The 20,774-nt window shown below is 39.8% G+C and carries 15 protein-coding genes; 8 read left to right on the top strand and 7 right to left on the bottom strand.

The window, feature by feature from the left end:
- The first annotated feature begins 182 nt into the window (after nucleotides 1–182).
- From L1283_RS04250 to L1283_RS04235, 4 genes are all read left to right on the top strand, one after another.
- Nucleotides 183–1,097, top strand: a complete 915-nt coding sequence (locus L1283_RS04250; RefSeq protein WP_286851946.1) for a hypothetical protein — start codon at nucleotides 183–185, stop codon at nucleotides 1,095–1,097.
- Entirely contained in the window at nucleotides 1,094–1,771 is a 678-nt protein-coding gene (locus tag L1283_RS04245) for an ATP-binding cassette domain-containing protein (protein WP_286851944.1), read from the top strand. Before L1283_RS04250 ends, L1283_RS04245 begins: the two co-directional genes overlap by 4 nt.
- A 27-nt stretch (nucleotides 1,772–1,798) precedes the next feature.
- Nucleotides 1,799–2,347 carry a GNAT family N-acetyltransferase gene (locus L1283_RS04240; RefSeq protein ID WP_286851942.1) on the top strand — a complete coding sequence of 183 codons (549 nt, stop codon included), beginning with the start codon at nucleotides 1,799–1,801 and terminating at the stop codon, nucleotides 2,345–2,347.
- 143 nt (nucleotides 2,348–2,490) lie between these two features.
- The gene (locus L1283_RS04235) at nucleotides 2,491–5,232 is read left to right on the top strand and encodes a DNA gyrase/topoisomerase IV subunit A (RefSeq protein ID WP_286851940.1); all 2,742 of its coding nucleotides are present in this window, start codon (nucleotides 2,491–2,493) and stop codon (nucleotides 5,230–5,232) included.
- 81 nt (nucleotides 5,233–5,313) lie between these two features.
- Here L1283_RS04235 and msrA read toward each other — a convergent pair whose 3' ends face one another.
- Together msrA and L1283_RS04225 are read right to left on the bottom strand one after the other, a co-directional pair.
- Nucleotides 5,314–5,829, bottom strand: coding sequence for a peptide-methionine (S)-S-oxide reductase MsrA (gene msrA, locus L1283_RS04230; RefSeq protein ID WP_286851938.1), 516 nt, complete (start codon nucleotides 5,827–5,829; stop codon nucleotides 5,314–5,316).
- A 198-nt stretch (nucleotides 5,830–6,027) separates the two neighbouring features.
- Nucleotides 6,028–7,056, bottom strand: a complete 1,029-nt coding sequence (locus L1283_RS04225) for a N(4)-(beta-N-acetylglucosaminyl)-L-asparaginase (RefSeq protein ID WP_286851937.1) — start codon at nucleotides 7,054–7,056, stop codon at nucleotides 6,028–6,030.
- A 418-nt stretch (nucleotides 7,057–7,474) separates the two neighbouring features.
- Here L1283_RS04225 and L1283_RS04220 point away from each other — a divergent pair, with 418 nt between their 5' ends.
- The 4 genes from L1283_RS04220 to L1283_RS04205 all read left to right on the top strand — a co-directional run bounded on the left by L1283_RS04220 (nucleotide 7,475) and on the right by L1283_RS04205 (nucleotide 14,582).
- Nucleotides 7,475–8,701 carry an NlpC/P60 family protein gene (locus tag L1283_RS04220; RefSeq protein ID WP_286851935.1) on the top strand — a complete coding sequence of 409 codons (1,227 nt, stop codon included), beginning with the start codon at nucleotides 7,475–7,477 and terminating at the stop codon, nucleotides 8,699–8,701.
- An 8-nt stretch (nucleotides 8,702–8,709) separates the two neighbouring features.
- Nucleotides 8,710–9,765, top strand: a complete 1,056-nt coding sequence (locus L1283_RS04215) for a dipeptide epimerase (protein ID WP_201639510.1) — start codon at nucleotides 8,710–8,712, stop codon at nucleotides 9,763–9,765.
- Between the two features lie 123 nt (nucleotides 9,766–9,888).
- Nucleotides 9,889–13,095 (top strand): SusC/RagA family TonB-linked outer membrane protein, encoded by a 3,207-nt coding sequence (locus L1283_RS04210; RefSeq protein ID WP_312352706.1) that lies wholly within the window; start codon nucleotides 9,889–9,891, stop codon nucleotides 13,093–13,095.
- Between the two features lie 17 nt (nucleotides 13,096–13,112).
- Nucleotides 13,113–14,582, top strand: coding sequence for a RagB/SusD family nutrient uptake outer membrane protein (locus tag L1283_RS04205; RefSeq protein WP_075991692.1), 1,470 nt, complete (start codon nucleotides 13,113–13,115; stop codon nucleotides 14,580–14,582).
- A 78-nt stretch (nucleotides 14,583–14,660) separates the two neighbouring features.
- Here L1283_RS04205 and L1283_RS04200 read toward each other — a convergent pair whose 3' ends face one another.
- The 5 genes from L1283_RS04200 to L1283_RS04180 form a co-directional block, all read right to left on the bottom strand.
- Complete coding sequence (locus L1283_RS04200; RefSeq protein WP_286850699.1) at nucleotides 14,661–16,058, bottom strand: M14 family zinc carboxypeptidase; 1,398 nt, start codon at nucleotides 16,056–16,058, stop codon at nucleotides 14,661–14,663.
- A 1-nt stretch (nucleotide 16,059) separates the two neighbouring features.
- Nucleotides 16,060–17,115: a S66 peptidase family protein gene (locus L1283_RS04195; protein ID WP_286850701.1), complete on the bottom strand. Its 1,056-nt coding sequence runs from the start codon at nucleotides 17,113–17,115 to the stop codon at nucleotides 16,060–16,062.
- A 9-nt stretch (nucleotides 17,116–17,124) separates the two neighbouring features.
- On the bottom strand, nucleotides 17,125–18,462 hold the full coding sequence (locus L1283_RS04190) for a dihydroorotase (RefSeq protein WP_312352705.1): 1,338 nt from the start codon (nucleotides 18,460–18,462) through the stop codon (nucleotides 17,125–17,127).
- 238 nt (nucleotides 18,463–18,700) lie between these two features.
- On the bottom strand, nucleotides 18,701–19,396 hold the full coding sequence (locus L1283_RS04185; RefSeq protein WP_088160705.1) for a response regulator transcription factor: 696 nt from the start codon (nucleotides 19,394–19,396) through the stop codon (nucleotides 18,701–18,703).
- Nucleotides 19,397–19,499: 103 nt separating this feature from the next.
- A complete protein-coding gene (locus L1283_RS04180; protein ID WP_333626351.1) occupies nucleotides 19,500–20,597 on the bottom strand; it encodes a TlpA family protein disulfide reductase in 1,098 nt (365 codons plus the stop codon).
- Nucleotides 20,598–20,774: the final 177 nt, after the last annotated feature.

Below are 20,774 nucleotides of genomic sequence, written 5' to 3'. Positions count from 1 at the left end.
TCTCAGGCCGCCTATAAAAGGAAAAAAGGGACAGCTAAAGATCTTCGCAGATTGAAAAATAGGGGTCAATATCGAAATGATGAAAAAAGCTATGCCTGTACCACAGAAATCCAATCCTAAAATTTATTTAGGACACATATGATATTGCATATAAAAGGTAATTTATCTAAGTTTGATTTATCATGTTAAGCAATTATTTAAAGCTTCAGTATACTTTACTGTCTCGGCATATTCGGGCTACAGGACTGCCTGTTTGGCTCGCCTTTCTCCTGTTGTTTGGATTATGTTATTTTGCTTATTATGCTTTGGTTCAATACCCGCTTTTTGGTTGTTATGCACTACTGCTTTGCAATTTTCAAGCACTATTTTTGCTCACAGAAAAAAACAGAAATGATTTTCTCAAAAACACATACAGTAAACGAGATTTTCACAAGATCAGAATAGTTGAGAATGGGCTATTAACGCTGCCGTCCTTCGTCATTCTTCTCCTCCACAGCCAATGGCACTATGCGTTGTTATTGGATACTTTGGCTGTTGTTTTTGCATTTTTGACATTTGCGGCTTTCGGAAAATCTATTCCGACACCTTTCGTAAAAAAACCTTTTGAATTTATCATCGGGTTCCGACGGAGCTACTTGCTTTTGCTTGTATTGTATCTATTGGCTGGAATCGGTTTTTATGTCGCCAATTCCAATCTTGTTTTATTTTGCGTCGTATGCGTTGCGCTCACCTGCGTTTTCTATTATCAATTGCCGGAGCCTATTTTTTACCTCTGGAATCACCATCATACACCAACAGTCTTTCTGATGCGAAAGTTTAAAAGGGGAATTTTACAGTGTCTGCTCTTGGTACTGCCCCTTCTTTTTCTGTATGTTGTCATCTTTCCATCGGATTTATTTAATGCCTGTATTGTATTGGGCGGAATATTACTTTTACTTTCTTTTGCAATCACATTGAAATACGTCGCTTACCCACGGGAGATCAATTTCCCCGAAGGCTTTGCTTTGGCACTTTGTTTTAGCTTTTACCCTTTGATTCTAGCGCTCTTACCTTTTTATTATATCAAAGCAATCAACAATCTAAAAAATCACTTATGATCGAGCTTACGAATATCAATAAGTCCTTTGGACAGCATCAAGTACTCCACGAGGTTACTTACCTCTTTGATAGCGGAAAAGTATATGGTATCGTCGGTGAAAATGGCGCTGGAAAGACAACGCTGTTTCGTTGTATTGCTGGACTAGAAACCGCCTCGGGAAGTTTAAAATCTGATTTAGAACCGCTGAAAAACAATTTAGGTTACCTCACCTCGGATCCGTATTTCCTTTCAAAGCTCACCGGCGAAGAGTATATTTATCTGCTGACGGATGCACGCGGTAAACAGATCAAAAACCTCAGTGAGAGAAATATTTTCGAGTTGCCCTTAAAGGAGTATGCGAGCGCCTATTCCACGGGAATGAAAAAAAAACTAGCCCTGACAGCTACTTTACTTCAGGACAATAATTATTATATCCTTGACGAACCTTTTAATGGCATCGATCTACAAAGCAGCATTATTCTTACGGAGATTATTCTTCGTTTAAAAGCGATGGGTAAAACGATCCTGATTTCGTCCCATATCTTTTCCACGCTAAAAGATACCTGCGATGAAATCTTGGTACTCGAAAATGGCAGAATTAGTAAATCTGTAAAAAAAGAGCAGTTCGGCGACTTTGAAGAGGAAATGAAAGAAAAAATACTACAAAAAGATATCGAAAAATTGTGGCTTTAGCATGCCGTAACACTTGAGATAAACACTATGGAAAAACACTTACCTATACTGGAAACTGAACGTTTAATTATCCGTCCAATACAGATGGATGATGCAGCTTATTTTTTCGCAATGGATTCACAGCCGGAGGTTCATACCTTTCTGAATAACGAACCTGTTCAATCTATTGAAGAAATGAAAAAAGCCATCGCGCATATTCAGCAACAATATGAAAAATACGGTATAGGCCGTCTAGGGGTCATTGAGAAATCAAGCAATCAATGGATTGGCTGGACGGGATTTAAGTATATTGACGAATTGGAGAACGGACGTATTGGATTTTTAGACCTTGGTTATCGTTTCAGAACGGAATCTTGGGGAAAAGGCTATGCGACAGAAGCCGCACTAGCCTGCATGCAATATTACAGCGAACAGCTGCCCCATTTTGAAGTACATGCCATCACGCATACAGCAAACCTGGGATCAAGGCATGTCTTGGAAAAAGTAGGATTTCAGGTAACTGAAGAATTTCATTTCGATCTATGGAATATTCCCTGTTATTGGTATGATCTAGCCATTGACCAATCAACAAACTAATTATATTAGTTTTAAAAACTAATTTTTTTAACTTTTCATAGTTTCACTGGGATAAAACAAAATGGTTTTGTATTTTTACACGTTCGAATAAAATATTATTTCGAACATTTCTGTATTGTACAATTTAATCTATTGCTGAGTAAATGAGTGACGAAACGAACTTCCCAACGGAAGATAATCAAGAAGAGCTGGGATCAGGAAAAACAGAAAACGGAAGTCAGACGATACCTTTATCAGGACTATACGAAAACTGGTTTTTGGACTATGCATCCTATGTCATCTTGGACAGAGCCGTTCCACATATCAATGACGGTTTGAAACCCGTACAACGTCGTATCCTCCATTCCTTGAAGGAAATGGATGATGGACGATATAATAAAGCTGCCAACGTCATTGGTAACACGATGAAATATCACCCACATGGTGATGCTTCTATCGGTGATGCCATGGTACAATTGGGCCAAAAGGATCTCCTGATTGACTGTCAAGGTAACTGGGGCTTCCCAATTACGGGCGACTCTGCTGCTGCTCCACGGTACATCGAGGGAAGATTATCCAAATTTGCAAATGACGTTGTCTTCAATCCCGAAACAACTGAGTGGCAATTGAGTTATGATGGACGGAATCGCGAACCTGTCACACTTCCGGTAAAATTCCCATTATTATTGGCTCAAGGTGCCGAAGGTATTGCTGTTGGTTTAGCAACCAAGATTATGCCGCACAATTTCATTGAGTTAATCGACGGATCTATTCAGGTATTAAACGGTGAACGTCCGAATATCTTCCCAGACTTCCCTACGGGTGGTATGGCCGACGTTTCAAATTATAATGAGGGTCAACGTGGCGGTAAAATCCGTGTACGTGCGAAAATTGAAGAACGCGACAAAAAGACACTCGCAATTACAGAAATTCCATTTGGAACCACGACGGGCGGTCTGATTGAAAGTGTGGTTACAGCAAACGATAAGGGAAAAATTAAGATCAAAAAAATCGAGGACAATACAGCAGGAAATGTAGAGATCATTGTGCATTTGGCTCCTGGAATTTCTCCTGATGTAACGATTGATGCTTTATATGCCTTTACCGCCTGTGAAGTCTCTATCTCACCTAACACTTGTGTTATCAAAGATGAGAAACCTCACTTTATGAGTGTCAATGACATTCTAACGGAAAACACAATAAACACAAAAAATTTATTGAAACGAGAATTGGAGATTCGCTTAAACGATCTTCAAGAAAAAATCTTCTTCAGTAGTTTATTAAAAATATTTATTCAAGAGGGGATGTACAAGCATCCGGATTATGAAAATGCAGGTGACTTTGAGGTCGTGGTGCAGGTTCTAAATCGCTTGTTCGAACCTTTCTTCGATCAATTTTATCGTGAGATACGACCAGAAGATTACAAAAAATTGATCGATAAACCAATGAGTAGTATTACACGTTTCGACGTTAAAAAAGCGGACGAAATGATGAAAACACTCGAAAATGAGATCAAGGAAGTCAAGCGTCATCTACGTCAATTGACAGAATATGCCATTGCATGGTTTGAGAAATTGCGTGAGAAATATAGTAAAGACCGCGAGCGTAAAACCGAACTGCGTATATTCGATAAAGTAGAAGCGACCCAAGTTGCCCTAGCAAATGCCAAACTATATGTCAATCGTGAGGAAGGATTTATTGGCTCAGGCATGAAGAAAGATGAGTTTGTATGCGACTGCTCGGATATCGATGATATTATTGTATTCCGCGAAGATGGCAAATATGTTGTTAGTAAAATCCAGGATAAAGTATTCGTTGGAAAAGGAATTATCCACGTTGCTGTTTTCAAAAAAGGTGATGAACGTACAATCTATAACGCCATCTATAAAGAAGGTGAAACTGGTACCAGTTACATTAAACGTTTCTCTGTGGTAGGTGTCACTCGGGATAAGGAATATGATGTATCCAAAGGATCCAAAGGGTCTAAAATCCTATATTTCACAGCCAATCCAAACGGTGAAGCAGAGATCGTCAATATACAGCTTAAACCGCACACAAAATTGCGCAAGTTGAATTTTGACATGGACTTTGCCGAGATTGCAATCAAGGGCCGTGCTTCACAAGGAAACATTGTATCAAAATATCCCGTCAAAAAAATCAGCTTTAAAAGCTCTGGTGTCTCCACGCTGGCAGGACGAAAAATATGGTACGATACCATCATGAAACGTCTAAATGCAGATGAACGTGGCCAATACCTTGGCGAGTTTGACGGCGACGACAAGATATTAGTGGTTCTTTCGGATGGTAGTTACGAATTGTCAAACTTTGATCTGAGCAACCACTTCGACGAGAAAATGATCCGGATCGAAAAATACCACCCGGACCATATCTATACGGTTGTGCATCAGGACGGCAAGAGCGGAACGTACTTTGTTAAACGTTTTAAATTTGACGATCAACCTATTGGAAAACGCATTTCCTTTATTAATGAAGATGCAGGATCTAAATTGGTATTGATGAGTAATGCGGCTGAACCGATGGTCAAATTGGAGATTTTAAAAGGTAAATCCCAAACGGAAGAAACTCTTGATCAGCCTTTGACTGAAATTATTGACGTAAAAGGAATAAAAGCACAAGGAAACCGCCTGTCTTTCCATACCGTAAAATCAGTTACGCTAACAACAGCGGATGAAGATTTAAGTCAAAAAGGTAAAGAAAAAGCAGCCGAAACAAGTACTGATACCACAGAAACAACGGTTGATAGTACCATAACGGCAGAGGACAGTTCCGTGAAGGAGAAGGAGAAGGAGGTAGAGTCAACCGATAAAAATGACGATATCAAATTGGAAATCACTAATCCAAATGACATCCAAATCGACGATAAAGGACAGATGGAAATGTTCTAACTCGTATTCCATACACAAAAAAGGCTCGAATAAATATTCGAGCCTTTTTTGTGTAGGATACAACACCTTAAGTATTATCCTTTAAGCTTTAAATTCTTTAAGGAATTTTTGAAGTTTTGGTGCAATAACAACCGAACAGAATGGATTTTCAGGATGGTCGTTGAAATAATTATGATGATAGTCCTCAGCGAGCCAAAATGTCGCAGCAGGCTCAACTGTTGTAACGATAGGATCTTCATACACATCTTCATTATCCAATTCATCGATAAAATTCTTCGCTAAGATCTCCTGTTCTTCATTATGAGAAAATACAACCGATCTATACTGCGTACCTACATCATTTCCTTGGCGGTTTAAAGTCGTTGGATTATGTGTCTTGAAGAATATTTTCAACAGGTCTTCATAGTTCACTAGCTCTTCATCATATTCGAGTTCGACAACCTCAACGTGGTCTGTCGTACCGGTACAAACCTGTTCATAAGTGGGATTATCAATGTTTCCGCCCATATATCCCGGTAATACTGATGTCACCCCTTCCGTGTTTTGGAAAATAACTTCTGTACACCAAAAACATCCTCCTCCAAATGTTGCTTTCATACTTTTTATAATCTTACGTATTTTAAACTTACTTTTTTCAAACATTATAGCCGACTTAATAGCTACGGCGAAAAATGTTTAGACAAATATAATTATTAATCGGAAATGATATACCCTGCTATCATCACGAAAAATATCAGTTTACGTTCTACTCACCACCTGAGAATGAAATACTCGCACCCCGCTCACCCTATTTTACTAATAGTAGTGTTTTCCTTTGATCAATAAATCTTGTTGTTTACTATCACAAACCGCATAGGAAAAACCTTGTTGCAGCGCATAAGCACCATATTCACCTTTTTTATTTATTGCTAAGAATCCCACTTGAATTTCCTTCGCAATAGCAGGTTTCTTCTTCACGATACGCATAACGGCTTCCTTACAGGCATCTTCCGGAGAATAACCCTGACGCATCAATTCGACAACCAAGAAACTACCTACATTCCGTATGACTTCTTCGCCAACTCCGGTCGATGTAGCTCCGCCCACTTCATTATCGACATAAAGTCCGGCTCCAATAATAGGGCTATCTCCTACCCGACCATGCATCTTGAAAGCCATACCACTGGTTGTACAAGCTCCGGAAATATTCCCATTGGCATCCAATGCCAACATACCGATCGTATCGTGGTTATATTGGTTTCCCGGCAAACGTTCTGCTGCAAAAGATTGGTTTTCAATATTGGCTACAGGTTTGTATTTTTTCTCCTTCAACCATTCCTTCCACGCTTTTTCACCTTCTGGGGTCAGTAGATTTTCTTCCTTAAAACCATTTTCTAAGGCAAATTGCAATGCGCCTTCGCCTACCAGCATCACGTGGGGTGTTTTTTCCATGACCATCCGCGCTACTGATATTGGATGTCCAATTTTTTCCATTCCAGCAACAGCACCACAGTTACCATCCGCATCCATGATACAAGCATCAAGTGTGACGTGACCATCGCGATCTGGATAACCACCTTTACCAACTGTCATATTTTTGAGATCGGCCTCGGGCACACGCACACCTTGTTCCACCGCGTCCAATGCCTTGCCTCCTTTGGACAATATTTCCCAAGCGGCTTTATTTGCTGCAATCCCAAAGTCCCAAGTTGAAATTACAATAGGATATTTTTTAACACTGCCCTTTGCTGCAATCGTCACTCCTTTCGCATCAAATGCTGTCAATGTCCCCATTGCCGTCGCAGCAATCAAACCTTGCCTAATAAAATCACGTCTTGAACTCATTTCCTTATTAATATTTTATAAAACTATCGCTATTGATTAATTCGGCAAAAAACAATCATTAAAATTGCCTTCAGTCTACCGAACACAAAAAATTTTCATCATTGACTGCACAAAGACATCGCTTTTTTCTAGTGTATTACACGATCTTACGTCACATCTGCCCCCAATCTACTTCATCGATATGCGCTGGAAAATGCTATTCTACATTTTTACAGCTTCGTGTTAAACTGAAGAAGGATATTGACTTCACAATCAATAAGCAATATTACAAAATGGTTTTAGCAATTAGATGATTTAATTAAAATTAAACCCAAACATTCGTTTTTTAGCAACATAACATCAAAATCACTTAAAAATCGACAATAAAAATTGACTTATATTATGAATTAATCCTATCTTTAGAAACAAACTAATTCGCATGAAAAACACTCTTAAATTCGCTATTTTAGCTTATGCAAGCCTTATAGGTGTTGAAAGCAGTCAGGCGCAGCAGCTAGATTCCACGACTTATTTCAAGATCAAAGAGTTGCAAGAAAACGTAAAACGTGAATTCGCTCCCGATAAAAGAACCAAGATCGTAGCAATCCAAAAAGCGGATATCGCACAGAACCAATATGTGCTTGAAACAACTGAAAAAGATGCTAAGTTCGTTTTGGAGCAAAAGGCAAAAGATATATCAGCCAATATTCAAGTACAGCTCTTGCCTGATGCAAGTGTAGGTGAAAAAACTTCTGGAGTCATCAGGCTCTCCGTTGCAAATATGCGCACATTTCCAGATAATGCTGCGGAGCTAACCAGCCAGGTTTTATTGGGAACGCAAGTGGATCTTCTGCAAAAAAAGAGCGGGGACTACCGTGTCCGCACGCCGGATGGCTATATTGCATGGGTACCAAGTTCGTCCATTGAAGCGATGGACAAAACCATGCTGGCAAATTGGCGGCAAGCAGAAAAAGTTATCTATACAGCGGAGTTTGGAAAATCATATTCTGAACCCAATAAAAAAAGCCAACGAGTGTCTGATCTCGTATATGGTGACATCCTTCAGTTAAAAGGACAGAAAGGCAATTTTTATGAAATAGCATATCCGGATGGACGTTTAGGTTATATTAAAAAATCAGAAAGTCTAACCTTAAAAAATTGGTTTGAAACGCGCCAGCCTACGGCGGAAAATATTATCGCCAGTGCAAAAACAATGTTGGGCCTGCCCTATTTATGGGGGGGGACATCGGTGAAAGGTGTAGACTGCAGCGGTTTTACCAAAACAAGCTTTTTCATGAACGGCTTCGTGATTCCGAGAGATGCATCGCAACAAGTACTCGCAGGTGAAAAAATCGACATTTTAGATCAAGAAGGACATTTCGACCCTGAGAAAGCACTCAAGAATCTAAAACCGGCAGACTTACTGTTCTTTGCGGCAGGCAAAAACAGCAATCCTAATGCGCGTGTAACACATGTTGCACTCTATATCGGCAATGGAACTTTTATTCACGCTGCCGGATTGGTCCGGATCAACAGTATGCTTAAGGACGCTGCAAACTACGATGATTTCCAAACGCGGACTGTAGTTGCTGCCCGTCGTTACCTTGGCGCACGGGATAGCGCAATACAGAAGGTCGTTGAAAGCAATTATTACAACAATAAATAAACATAGTGATGAGCAATCAATCTGAATGGATTAGTAAAGATTTTGGAACCTTTAAATTGAGGTTTAGACCTTACACGCTAACTTTGCGCCATGTCTTCACTGTAGCTTCATTTAGTCGAAGCACAACACCGGTTGTATTGACCGAGCTAGAGTATGACGGCATTGTCGGTTATGGTGAAGCGAGTATGCCACCCTATCTAGGCGAATCGCAGGAAAGTGTCTTATCATTCCTTAATCAGATCGATCTGACAGGCTTCAACTCTCCTTTTCAAACTGAGGAGATTCTCCATTATATCGATCAGCTTGCATTGAAAAATACCGCAGCAAAAGCCGCTATTGATATTGCATTACATGATATATTAGGGAAGATAATGAATCAACCTTATTATAAAATATGGGGATTAAATCCGGATCTTATCCCTCCGACATCCTATACTATTGGGATTGATACGGAAGAAATGATCCGTAAAAAGGTAGCGGAAGCGGATCAATTTAAAATTTTGAAAGTAAAGCTGGGTCTCGATACGGATAAAATGATCATCGATACTATCCGTCAGGTTACCGATCGACCATTGTGTGCCGATGTCAATCAAGGTTGGAAAACACGTGAAGAGGCTCTCGAAATGGCACATTGGCTTGCAGAAAGAAATGTTTCTTTCTTGGAACAGCCAATGCCTAAGGAGCAGATAGACGACAATGCATGGCTTACTGAGCATAGCCCTATCCCAACTATTGCCGACGAAGGATGTCAACGTCTTGTGGATGTCCCCGCATTAAAGGGTGTGTATTCGGGTATCAACATCAAATTGATGAAATGTACTGGCATGCGGGAGGCCAAACGTATGGCTGAGCTTGCGCGTTCTCTGGAAATGAAAGTTATGATCGGTTGCATGACCGAAACATCCTGTGCAATCAGTGCAGCAGCACAACTCGCTCCCCTAACAGACTGGGCTGATTTAGATGGTGCTTTATTGATCGGAAATGACATTTATGACGGTATGACCGTTGTCAATGGCAATTGCCTTCTTCCCGACCGTCCTGGAATTGGAATTTTAAGGAAATAACCCTATATTCAGTGCAATGTTTTTTTCTTAAAAAAAAGATTGCACTGAATTGCTTTCGCAAGTTTGACCAACATCCGACAGCACCAAAATATTAACAAACTAAATTAATCAATTCACACTTTTATGAAACAACATGTGCTCACAACGTTGTGTCTCATAGCCTGTAGTTCGATGCAGTCTTTATATGCGCAACAGATCCAAATTGCTGGTAAAATAACAGACAGCAACGGAAAACCAATTAGCGGAGTTACAATTAATGTAAAAGGCGCTAACCAAGGAACCTCAACAAACGAAAATGGCCTGTTTACGCTAAACGCAAACACCAACGCGATATTAAGTATCTCTGCAGTAGGTTATAGTCCACAAGAAATTCAGGTCAATGGCCGAAAAACCATTAGTATTTCACTCAGCAGTGATGAACAGGCATTGGACGAAGTCATTGTCATTGCCTACGGAACGGCTAAAAAGAGTACCTATACAGGTTCGGCAGCACAAGTAAAATCAGATGCCATTGATAAACAACCTGTCACTTCTTTTGAAAAAGCTCTTACTGGCCGTGTTGCAGGTCTGCAAATGTCAAATGGATCTGGTCAGGCAGGTGCAACTTCAGCTATACGCATTCGAGGCATAGGCTCCATGAACGCGTCGAACGAGCCACTCTATGTCATTGACGGTGTTCCAGTCATTTCGGGTAGTGTCGGACAGATGGGCGACTATATTGTCAATACGAACAACGTCATGAGCACATTAAATCCCAGCGATATCGAATCTATTTCTGTGCTTAAGGATGCTGCCGCTTCTTCCCTTTATGGTTCCCGCGCGGCAAACGGTGTCATCATCATCACCACAAAAAAGGGGAAAAACGGAGATCCAAAGATCAATGTCAAGTCCTCTATCGGCATTAGTCCTTCCTGGGCAACCAAAAATAATGAACCTGCTTCGGTACAGGATCAAATCAATATGCTCTATAGTGTTTTATACGACTCTAGAATAGCAGCTGGTCAAACGGCTGAACAGGCGAATAAAAACACCTTATTTCGCTTAAATTCTTTGGACTGGAATCCAAATTCGGCAAATTACGGTAAACCAACTTCTTCTTATGGTTTTGGTATTCATGGCTATCAATTCAGCACGGATGGAACCTCACAATGGGAAAATGTACATATCTCAGGAAAAACAGATGGTGTAGAGAATCGAGATGGTCAATATTATGACTGGAACAAAGCATTGTTTAGAACCGGGATATTCAACAGCAACGATATCTCGGTAAGCGGAGCAACAGAAAAAACCAATTACTACGCGTCTTTAGGGTACACCCAAGACAAAAGCAGGATTATTGAGAATAACTTCGACAGAATCAATGGTCGGATTAATTTAACGCAAAAGATTGGCAAATATCTTGAATTTGGCTCAAACGTCAACTACGCTAAAAACAAGCTTATCGGGATGAATGACACCAGAAATACAGGAACAAATTACCTGTATCAAGCGAGTAATTTATTATGGCAGATGTATTGGCCAACTGATTATAAAACAGGTAACGAATATACAGCACGTTATGGTAGTCTCGCTTATAATCCATTGTATTACAACAAGGAATGGGAAAACTCTTCGAAAACAAGTAAATTATCAGCTATAGAATCTTTATCATTAAAGCTGTTACCTGAACTTACATTGAAGACCATTTTCTCCTATGACAGAACCGAGGTCAAAGATCATATCTATTATAGCGCTAAACATTATAACGGTATGGCAGACAATGGCCGGGTCACAGAGGTGTCTACGTCTATTGAAAAATTGGTATCATCCACAACCGCCAATTACAACAAGAGCTTTGGCTTGCATAATATCGGGTTATTAGCTGGTTTCGAAGCTGAAAAAAACACGACGGATTTTATCCGTGCTACAGGTAAAGATTTACCATCCTCATCACTTCATACAGTCGCCACTGCAGGTATATTGGATGCGTCGGCCTATTCTTGGGGCAATAATATGATGTCTGTACTATCGCGGGCGGAATATAACTACGATGAACGCTATTTTGCCTCGGCATCTTTTAGAAGGGACGGTTCATCCCGCTTGGCACCAGGCCCTCGTTGGGGCAACTTTTGGTCTTTAGCAGCTTCCTGGAATTTAGCCAAGGAATCTTTTATTAAACAGATCGAGGAAATCAATAACCTAAGAATTAGAGGTTCCTATGGGGTAAATGGAACATTACCTACGGATCTTTTTGCTTGGCGCAATTTAACAAGTTATTCCAACAAATATATGACGCAGCCAGGTGGTGGGCTTAATAATTTAGGCAATCCGGATGTAGCTTGGGAGAAAAATTACTCCACAAACATCGCTTTGGAATTTGGTCTGTTCCACAATAAACTATTCGGTACAATTGAATATTTTAACAGAGACTCGAAGGATCTTTTACAGAATGTTCCGATCTCCACAATTACCGGTTTCGGCTCCATATTGCGAAATGTTGGCGAAATGAACAATAAAGGTATAGAGATTGAACTGGGGTCAGATATTGTTAAAAATGAAAATTGGAAATGGACATTAAGTGCAAATGCAGCAATCATCAAATCCAAGATTACAAAACTATATGGTGGACGTGATATCGTCTGGTATGATCCCACAGGTGGAGACGATAGAGCTCGATTTATTTATCGCGAAGGAGAATCGTCTTTATCATTCTTTGGTCTAGAATGGGCAGGTACCGATCAAACCAATGGCAAAAACGTCTGGTATACAAACGACGGCACTGATGGCGATTTTATCTTTAACGGAAAAGCTGCAAGTTATGATTACAAAAAAGCTAAACAAACCATCATCGGAAATGCTAATCCTAAACTATATGGCGGTATAAATTCTGACATCGATTATAAAAACTTTTCATTGGGATTGAACTTTGCTTATAAAATTGGCGGCAAACTTTATGATGCGACATCCAAAGATGTTGCCGATGACGGCTATTATTGGGAACGAATTCATGCCGCTTATTTTACAGAAAATAGCTGGTCACCTTCAAATACGGATGGAACTTACCCAATGGTTACCGGAAGAGATCTGGAAGATGTGAACCAGATCAGCAGTAGACAACTGTTTGACGCGTCATATCTTAGATTAAAGAACATTTCGTTGAGCTATAGATTACCAAATGAATTTTTAAAACGAGCTGGCATCTCCAATGCAAGGGTATTTTTCAATGGAAGCAATTTATTGACTGTTTCGAAATACAAGTATATGGATCCAGAAGTTAACCAATTTGGTACGCGGGGCTGGGAAACACCATTGGCAAAAACCTACACTTTCGGTGTTGAATTTAGTTTTTAATGAAAAAAAACAGTATTATGAAAAAGCTTTTTATTGCCTCGTGCATAACAATATCATTAGCAATCAGCTCTTGTAGCAATTTTTTGGATGTCACACCGACCAATATGGGGGACTCCAATACCTCCATCCAAACTGCTGCTGACGCAAAGGTTATTATGAATGGATTAATGAGTAAAATGGCAAATGTGGCCTACTATGGACGAAATTTTCCGCTCTATGCTGATGCCAAAGGGGGTGACTTTACGATTGCATCCCAAGGCCGCGGTTATGACTATCTTTATGTATTCAATCATTCCGCCTCTTCCAATCCCTATTCAGGCATCTGGACACAAGGGTTTCATACACTCGTGCAGATCAATAATCTTTTGACAAATATCGATAAACTAATCGCTGCCGGTTCGACAGAAAATTTTAATACGTATAAAGGACAAGCATTGACCGCAAGAGCCCTCATCAATTTTGATCTTGTCAGGTTGTATGGCAAACCCTACAACATGGAAAAATCTGCCCTTGGTATTCCTAATGTGACAAAAGTCCTCGAATATAGTACGCAGGAAAAACGTATCTCCGTAGAGGAAAACTACAAACAAATAGTACAGGATCTAAAGGATGCAGAAAGCTTATTGCCAAAATCCAAATCGGATGGATATTTCAGTTTTTTCGCCAATAAAGCACTGCAAGCTCGTGTGTACCTCTATATGAATGATTATGATAACTCGTTAAAATCAGCACAGGAAGTCATAGACTCCAAAGTCTACACATTGTATAGCAATGAAAACTGGGTAAAATCCTGGACAGGTATGTTTGGAACTGAATCTATTCTAGAATTGGGTGTTTATCCGAATGAAGCTGATGCAGGGACTAGTTCACTGGGTGCGATGTTCCGCAGAAAAGGACATGGCAGTACAGCCATATTGGGAAACTTTATAGCCGCAGATCCATTCTTGGCCAAACTTAAGAAAGACGAGACAGATGTCAGATGGGGTGTTATGGCGTACGATGAAGTCGGCACCACCCATTTAGGAGCGGTTTATAAATATAGCGGTAGCACCACGCTTGCCGGTGATAAAAATTCAACAGCAAATAGTACCGCTGTCAATATTAAGGTCATCCGTTTGTCCGAAGTATATCTTATCGCTGCTGAAGCTGCTCTATTAAAATCATCTCCTGACAAGGTCCTTGCAGCAAATTACCTGAATGCAATACGCCAACGTTCTCCAAAATTAGATGTCGCGACCTCAGGCACGATTACTTTAGATATGATTGCCGATGAGAGAAGCAAAGAGCTCCTTGGAGAAGGTCATCGCTTCTTTGATATGATGCGCTGGAACAAATCGATAACTTTTGACGATGATTTAGGAAATATAAGCACAACAAATAGACAAAAAACGATCGATAGAACCTTCTTTAAAACCATTCTTCCTATTTCACTGGATGAGATGAATGCAAACCCAGCTATAGCAAATCAACAGAATACCGGCTACTAGTAGTCTCAAAAAAGAAAAAAGGTCACAGCCTATGCTGTGACCTTTTTTCTTTTTTGAGCTATATTAAGCATTCCTAACTTATCTGATTTTTATACTGCTGTTGCCTTGTTTTTTCAAATCGACCACCCAACCATTAACTACGGCGTAAATGATCTTGCCTTCTTTCCGAAGGAAAAAATCCGCCTGAGCTCCGAGAGCTAATTGTTGTGAAAATTCTATAGCTTTTTTAGTTAATACACGAATTGGAAGGTTATGCAAAACTTCTCCCGGAATCACATTTTCAATCATAACAGCGGCATAGCCTTTTTCAAGTAATCCCATCACGACGGCATCATCTAAATCTGCCAACGAAGCAAATGGCTCCATATACATCTTGGCTGGGCCAAACTCCATTCCTGCAACATCAATATCTACATAACCATAAAAATCTTGCAGATCGCCAATATCTTCAACAATACCCTCTACGTAATAGTCTGATCCAATTGTCTTTTCATTCTGCCGAATGGCAACATCGACAAGCAATGGTTTTCCACTTCGCTCAATGGTCAAATTTCTCAGCAACACATCATGGAGCTTTTCATCATTGAAGGGAATTGCATCGTAATCGGTAATCGAATGCTGTTTAAAGGATTGGTCAGCAATTTCCTCAAATGCTTTTAACAATGCCACGAAATTACATTTTCGGACCATCATTTTTTCGGTATCACCAACATAAGCTCCTGATTCAATTAAAATCGTCCTGGCGCCCCATTTTTGAAAATTATCACCGAAACCGCGCGGTGTATGCTCATCGTCATACTTTGCCACTGCATTTGGAACAAATTCCTGAAGGATCTTGTTTATTCCGACAATCACCCCCATCGCATCTCCCCGAGTTTTATTGATACTCCGCGCATAGTCATAAGCAGGCGCCAATAAGGAAATTGTCACTGGCGTATTTGTTCCGGGAATGTTGTAGTAATTGTTTTGGTTATGCAGGTTAAAAGCAAAATCAGGTTTTAGCAACATGGCTTGCGCCTTCAATAAGGCTCCTTCCACTGTTGCTGCTGCCCTTGCATCTCTGTTCATATCCACATCCATGGCTGTCCTACGCTGAAACCTTTCGGTTCCATCAGGATTTAGCATCGGAATAAAATATAGGGTCATTTTTGATGCGATGTCATCTCTAAAGGCATCAAAATCATCATTTTTCCCGTTGAAAAAATTAAATAGATCAAACAGGGCCATTGTCGCCGTAGGTTCATCACCATGCATTTGTGACCATAAAAGTATCTTGATTGGCCCTTGTCCGTATTGTAGTCGAAAGATCGAACGATCTTCAGTGGACTTCCCAATTTCCGCTACAGTGAAACGTCCATAGCTCCGGATATTTTCTAATAACGGTAAAATATCAGCATGTTTAAATCTTCTATGCATCAAAGCCTTTTCTTCATATAAAGAAAAGGCTTTGATGAAATCAACTTTTACTAATTTCATATTAATCTTTTAATGCAGGCTCCATTAAAGCAATCGTTCCTTGCGAAGCATCTACACGGACTTTTGCTCCTACGGGCAAAATAAACTGTTCGGCAATATGCCCAACGACAGCCCCTGTATAAGCAGGTATTTTTAACGGTTTGATATAATCATTGAACAATTGGTCAAGTGTTACGGATCCATAGCCACCGGATGGTTTACAATTGGTGCACTTGCCAAAAATAAAACCCTTAATCGCACCCAGTACACCCGCATTTTTCAATTGACAGAACATACGGTCAACACGTTCCATATCTTCGTCGACCTCTTCAAGAAAAAGAATTTTATCGTTAAAATCTGGCAGATAAGGTGAACCACATAAGCCGGTCAACACGGTCATATTTCCACCCAGCAATACCCCATCTACTATACCAGGATGAATTGTGGCAATTCGGTCTTTGGTCTGCACAATGCTATCACCTTTGGACTTGGGGTTTTCAAATATTGCTGGCTGATTGGCTACAAATTGGGCATTGAAAGCCTCTGCAAGCTTCTTAGTCCAGGTACTGATACCCACTGCACCATGAAACGTTATAAGCCCTGTCTTGGCATATAATGCCAAAATTAATGCTGTTATATCTGAATATCCCAATAAAATTTTGGGGTTATTGGCGATCAGTCTGTAATCTAATCGATCTAAAAGACGTGATGTACCCGAACCTCCTCTGATGCAAACAATCGCTTTGACGGTCTTGTCTGCAAACATATCATGAATGTCTGCAATACGCTCTTGATCTGTACCGGCCAAATTACCGTAGCGGCTGCGTATATGTTTACCTTCTTTTACTTTAAAACCTAAGGTCTCAAATATCTCACGTGCAATACTAATTGATTCTTCATCATCCAATACACCTGCGGGCGTTATTAAACCTATGGTATCCCCCAATTTTAACCTCGTTGCAAGCAAAACAGCCTGACCGTACAATTCGGCTCTATCTCCGGTTGGCTGCCCCATTCCCAGTACAGGAATAGACAACACGCTTAAAGCAATCGATTTTAGAAAGGTTCTTTTTTCCATTGCTAAATACTATCGGTTGAACAACAGACGTTCACCAGCACCTTTTTCAATAAGTTGTCCATTGGAGAAAGCAAGTTTACCTGATACGAGAGTATGTTCAATCGTTGAACTAAACGTGTGCCCCTCAAATGGTGACCAGCCACATTTCGACAGGATATTCGCTTTCGATACCGTATAAGGTTTATTGAGATCGACCAACACAAGATCCGCCCAATATCCCTCACGAATGTATCCTCTATCTTCGATTTGAAACAATGTAGCCGTATTGTGTGCAGATTTTTGCACTAATTGTTCCAGGGTCATTTTTCCTGCTTTGACCATATCTAACAAGGCTTGCAACGCATGTTGTACAAGAGGCCCTCCACTTGGTGCTGAAGTATAGGGTTGAGATTTCTCCTCAATTGTATGCGGAGCGTGATCAGTCGCTATCACATCGATATGTCCATCCAGTACAGCTTTTAAAATCTGATCGCGATCATTGGCAGTTTTTACCGCTGGGTTCCATTTGATAAAATTACCTTTTGAGGCATAATCCTGATCCGAAAACCAAAGGTGATGAATACAGGCTTCAGCAGTTATTTTTTTATCCTTTAGCGGAATATCATTATTAAATAATGCAATTTCTTTGGCGGTTGAAATATGAAGGATATGCAAGCGTGTATTGTGCTTTTTTGCCAGTTCGACAGCTTTCGACGAAGACAAATAACAAGCTTCCTCAGAACGAATCAATGGATGCATCTCAATTTTTAATCCATCCTCGCCATATTTTTCCTTAAATAGGGCCAAATTCGCCTTTATCGTTGCCTCATCTTCACAGTGCGTAGCCACCAAGGTCGGAGCATTCGCAAAAATACCTTCCAACGCTTTTTCATTATCAACCAGCATATTGCCAGTAGAGGAGCCCATAAAAACTTTTATACCACAGACATTTCTTGGATTCGTTTTAAGTACCTCCTCAAGATTATCATTAGCTGCCCCCATAAAGAATGAATAATTGGCCAGCGCATTTTTTGCTGCAATATCATATTTATCTTGAAGCAATTGTTGGGTCAACGTATTAGGAACAGTGTTAGGCATTTCCATAAAGGAGGTTGTCCCACCGGCAACTGCGGCACGGCTCTCATGCCATATATCCGCTTTATAAGTTAAACCGGGTTCTCTAAAGTGAACCTGGTCATCAATAAGTCCAGGTAGCAAGTGTAGCCCCTCAGCATTTATTTCCTGATCAGCAGGATGATTAATTTCCTGAGCAATCATTTCGATTCGACCATTGCTGATATATACGTCAGCAACCTCAACTTTACCTTCATTGACAAGTTGCGCAGATTTTATAAGAATAGATGACATGTTGAAATTTTTACTTTGCTTTAGGTCAAAAGTAAAGATTTGTTGTGGTGATATCAAGTTATCTCGATAAAGAGTTGCCTATATGGAGGACAAATTTCTCCTTAAATTCTCTCCTTCCTCCTATGTCAAATTTGAAATATCCTACTCGTATTTGTCGAGATTTGGCGCAAGACGAATCGCATTAAATCTAAACTCCGGAAAGTTAATCGCAAAAAAAAAGAGGCCCTAGCCTCTCTTTTTATTCTTTATCGAATTTGTATCCTACTCCTTTTACGGTGGTTACATAATCATCACCTATCTTTTCGCGCAACTTGCGAATGTGAACATCAATTGTTCGATTGGTTACAACAACAGAATCTTCCCAAATGCTCTTTAAGATCTGCTCACGCGTAAACACCTTGTTTGGTTTTGAAGCCAATAGATACAATAACTCAAACTCTTTCTTTGCAAGAACAATCTTTTGTTCCCCTTTGTAAACTAAGAAAGAATCTCGATCAATGACCAAATCGGCAATTTCAATCTTATCTTGAACAGTGGCATCTGACTCTTCAGAAGTATTTCTTCTTAAAATAGCGTTTATACGACTCATTAAAGCACGCGGCTTAATTGGCTTTGCTATATAGTCGTCTGCACCGACATGAAATCCTGCGATCTCCGAATACTCTTCACTTCTTGCAGTCAAAAATACCATGAATGTACTTTTGAATTCAGGCATTGCGCGCATGATGCGACAAGCTTCAATTCCGTCCATCTTTGGCATCATCACATCCAAAATGATAAGGTCCGGATTTACTTGTTTAGCAACGTTGATTGCCTCTTCTCCATTTTGCGCTGTAGAGACCTGATAACCTTCACGATTTAAGTTGAATGCAATTAAATCCAAGATATCTTTTTCGTCATCAACAATTAAAATCTTTTGTTTCGAAGAACTCATTTGTCTTATTTTTTTTGCTAAATTATAAACAAAATGATAACAATCAGTTAATCTAATGTTACCAAATTATTAAGTAATATAATATTTAACAATAACACATTGATTACTTAATTGTTTTCTTCAAAAATGCCTCCAGTTCCTCTCCACGCAAGTTCTTTGCTATAATAATGCCGTTCGGATCGAGAATGTATGAGGTAGGCAAGGCTTTAACACGGTAATCAATGACAACCGGTGAGCTCCAAGCCTTCAAATCTGACACATGTGTCCAAGTTAACTTGTCATCTTCGATAGCACGCATCCACGAACCAGGATTATCATCAAATGAAACGGAGAGTATATCAAAGCCTTTACCATGATAGGTATTGTACAACCTAACGAGATTAGGGTTTTCCTGGCGACAGGGCATACACCATGAAGCCCAAAAATCCACCAAAGTATATTTCCCTTTAAAACTCGATAATTTAACTTCTTTGTTTGATGGTGTAAAAGAAGTCAACTCAGGAGCAGGTTGCCCAATTGCCATTTTTTTCAGTTTTTGGGTCTCCTCTTTAAACTGTGTTACATATCTGTTCTCCGTAAATTCATTTTTTATTTTATCTGCATAGGTAATGATTTCATTTTCGGCTACTTCAGGATCTAAGGTAGAGATTGCATAAAAACCTGCAAGATCATTGTGCTTATTCGAGAAATCGACTGCTTTTTTTGTATATGCACGCAATTCTTCTGCAAACTTTGATTTATATTCAGCACGAATCTTTTCGATCTCAGCTGCTGTGGAATTGGCCGTTAGCTTTGAAAACACCGTCTGCAATGAGTCCTGTAGATAATCGCGATAATTTCGCTCTTTGGCAAAAGGCTGTATAGTCTTTGACAATTCAGAACCATCAACCTGGTAATCATTTACATCTTTATGCAAATCTGTCTTAAATGTAATTGTCTCCCCCGGAGAAGCAATTAAATCGTACCGATTTTTACCGACACGCAAGGACAACAATCTGGATTGGCTAGCAGGTCGTACGAACTGAAATTTGTTATTATCGCCAAAAAACATAGAATCCAGCTTGGTATCACCTTCATACAATGAAATAACTTTGATATTGCCAGGATTTTCGACATTTCCAGCGATGGTAAACTGTTCTTTATTTTGGCAACCCATCATCAAACCAACGATCCCTACTGCTAAAAAAACTGCCTTTTTCATCCGTTTATTTTTATTTGTTAAGTACCTATTCCCAATTACGCAAATGGCTTTGCTCTCTTTGATTCACGCTACATGTCACAGCTTAAAGAATCGTAAAAACTATCAGATTTATTCGGATCCTCCAAGGAAGAAGTCGAATAAATCTGATGGCTTCAATATTTAGGAAATAAAATCATC

The sequence above is a fragment of the Sphingobacterium sp. HSC-15S19 genome, from assembly GCF_050433745.1.
In the GTDB taxonomy this organism is placed as follows: domain Bacteria; phylum Bacteroidota; class Bacteroidia; order Sphingobacteriales; family Sphingobacteriaceae; genus Sphingobacterium; species Sphingobacterium siyangense.
Note: the sequence above shows the minus strand (reverse complement) of the source record. Positions and strands in the feature narration are given on the sequence as shown.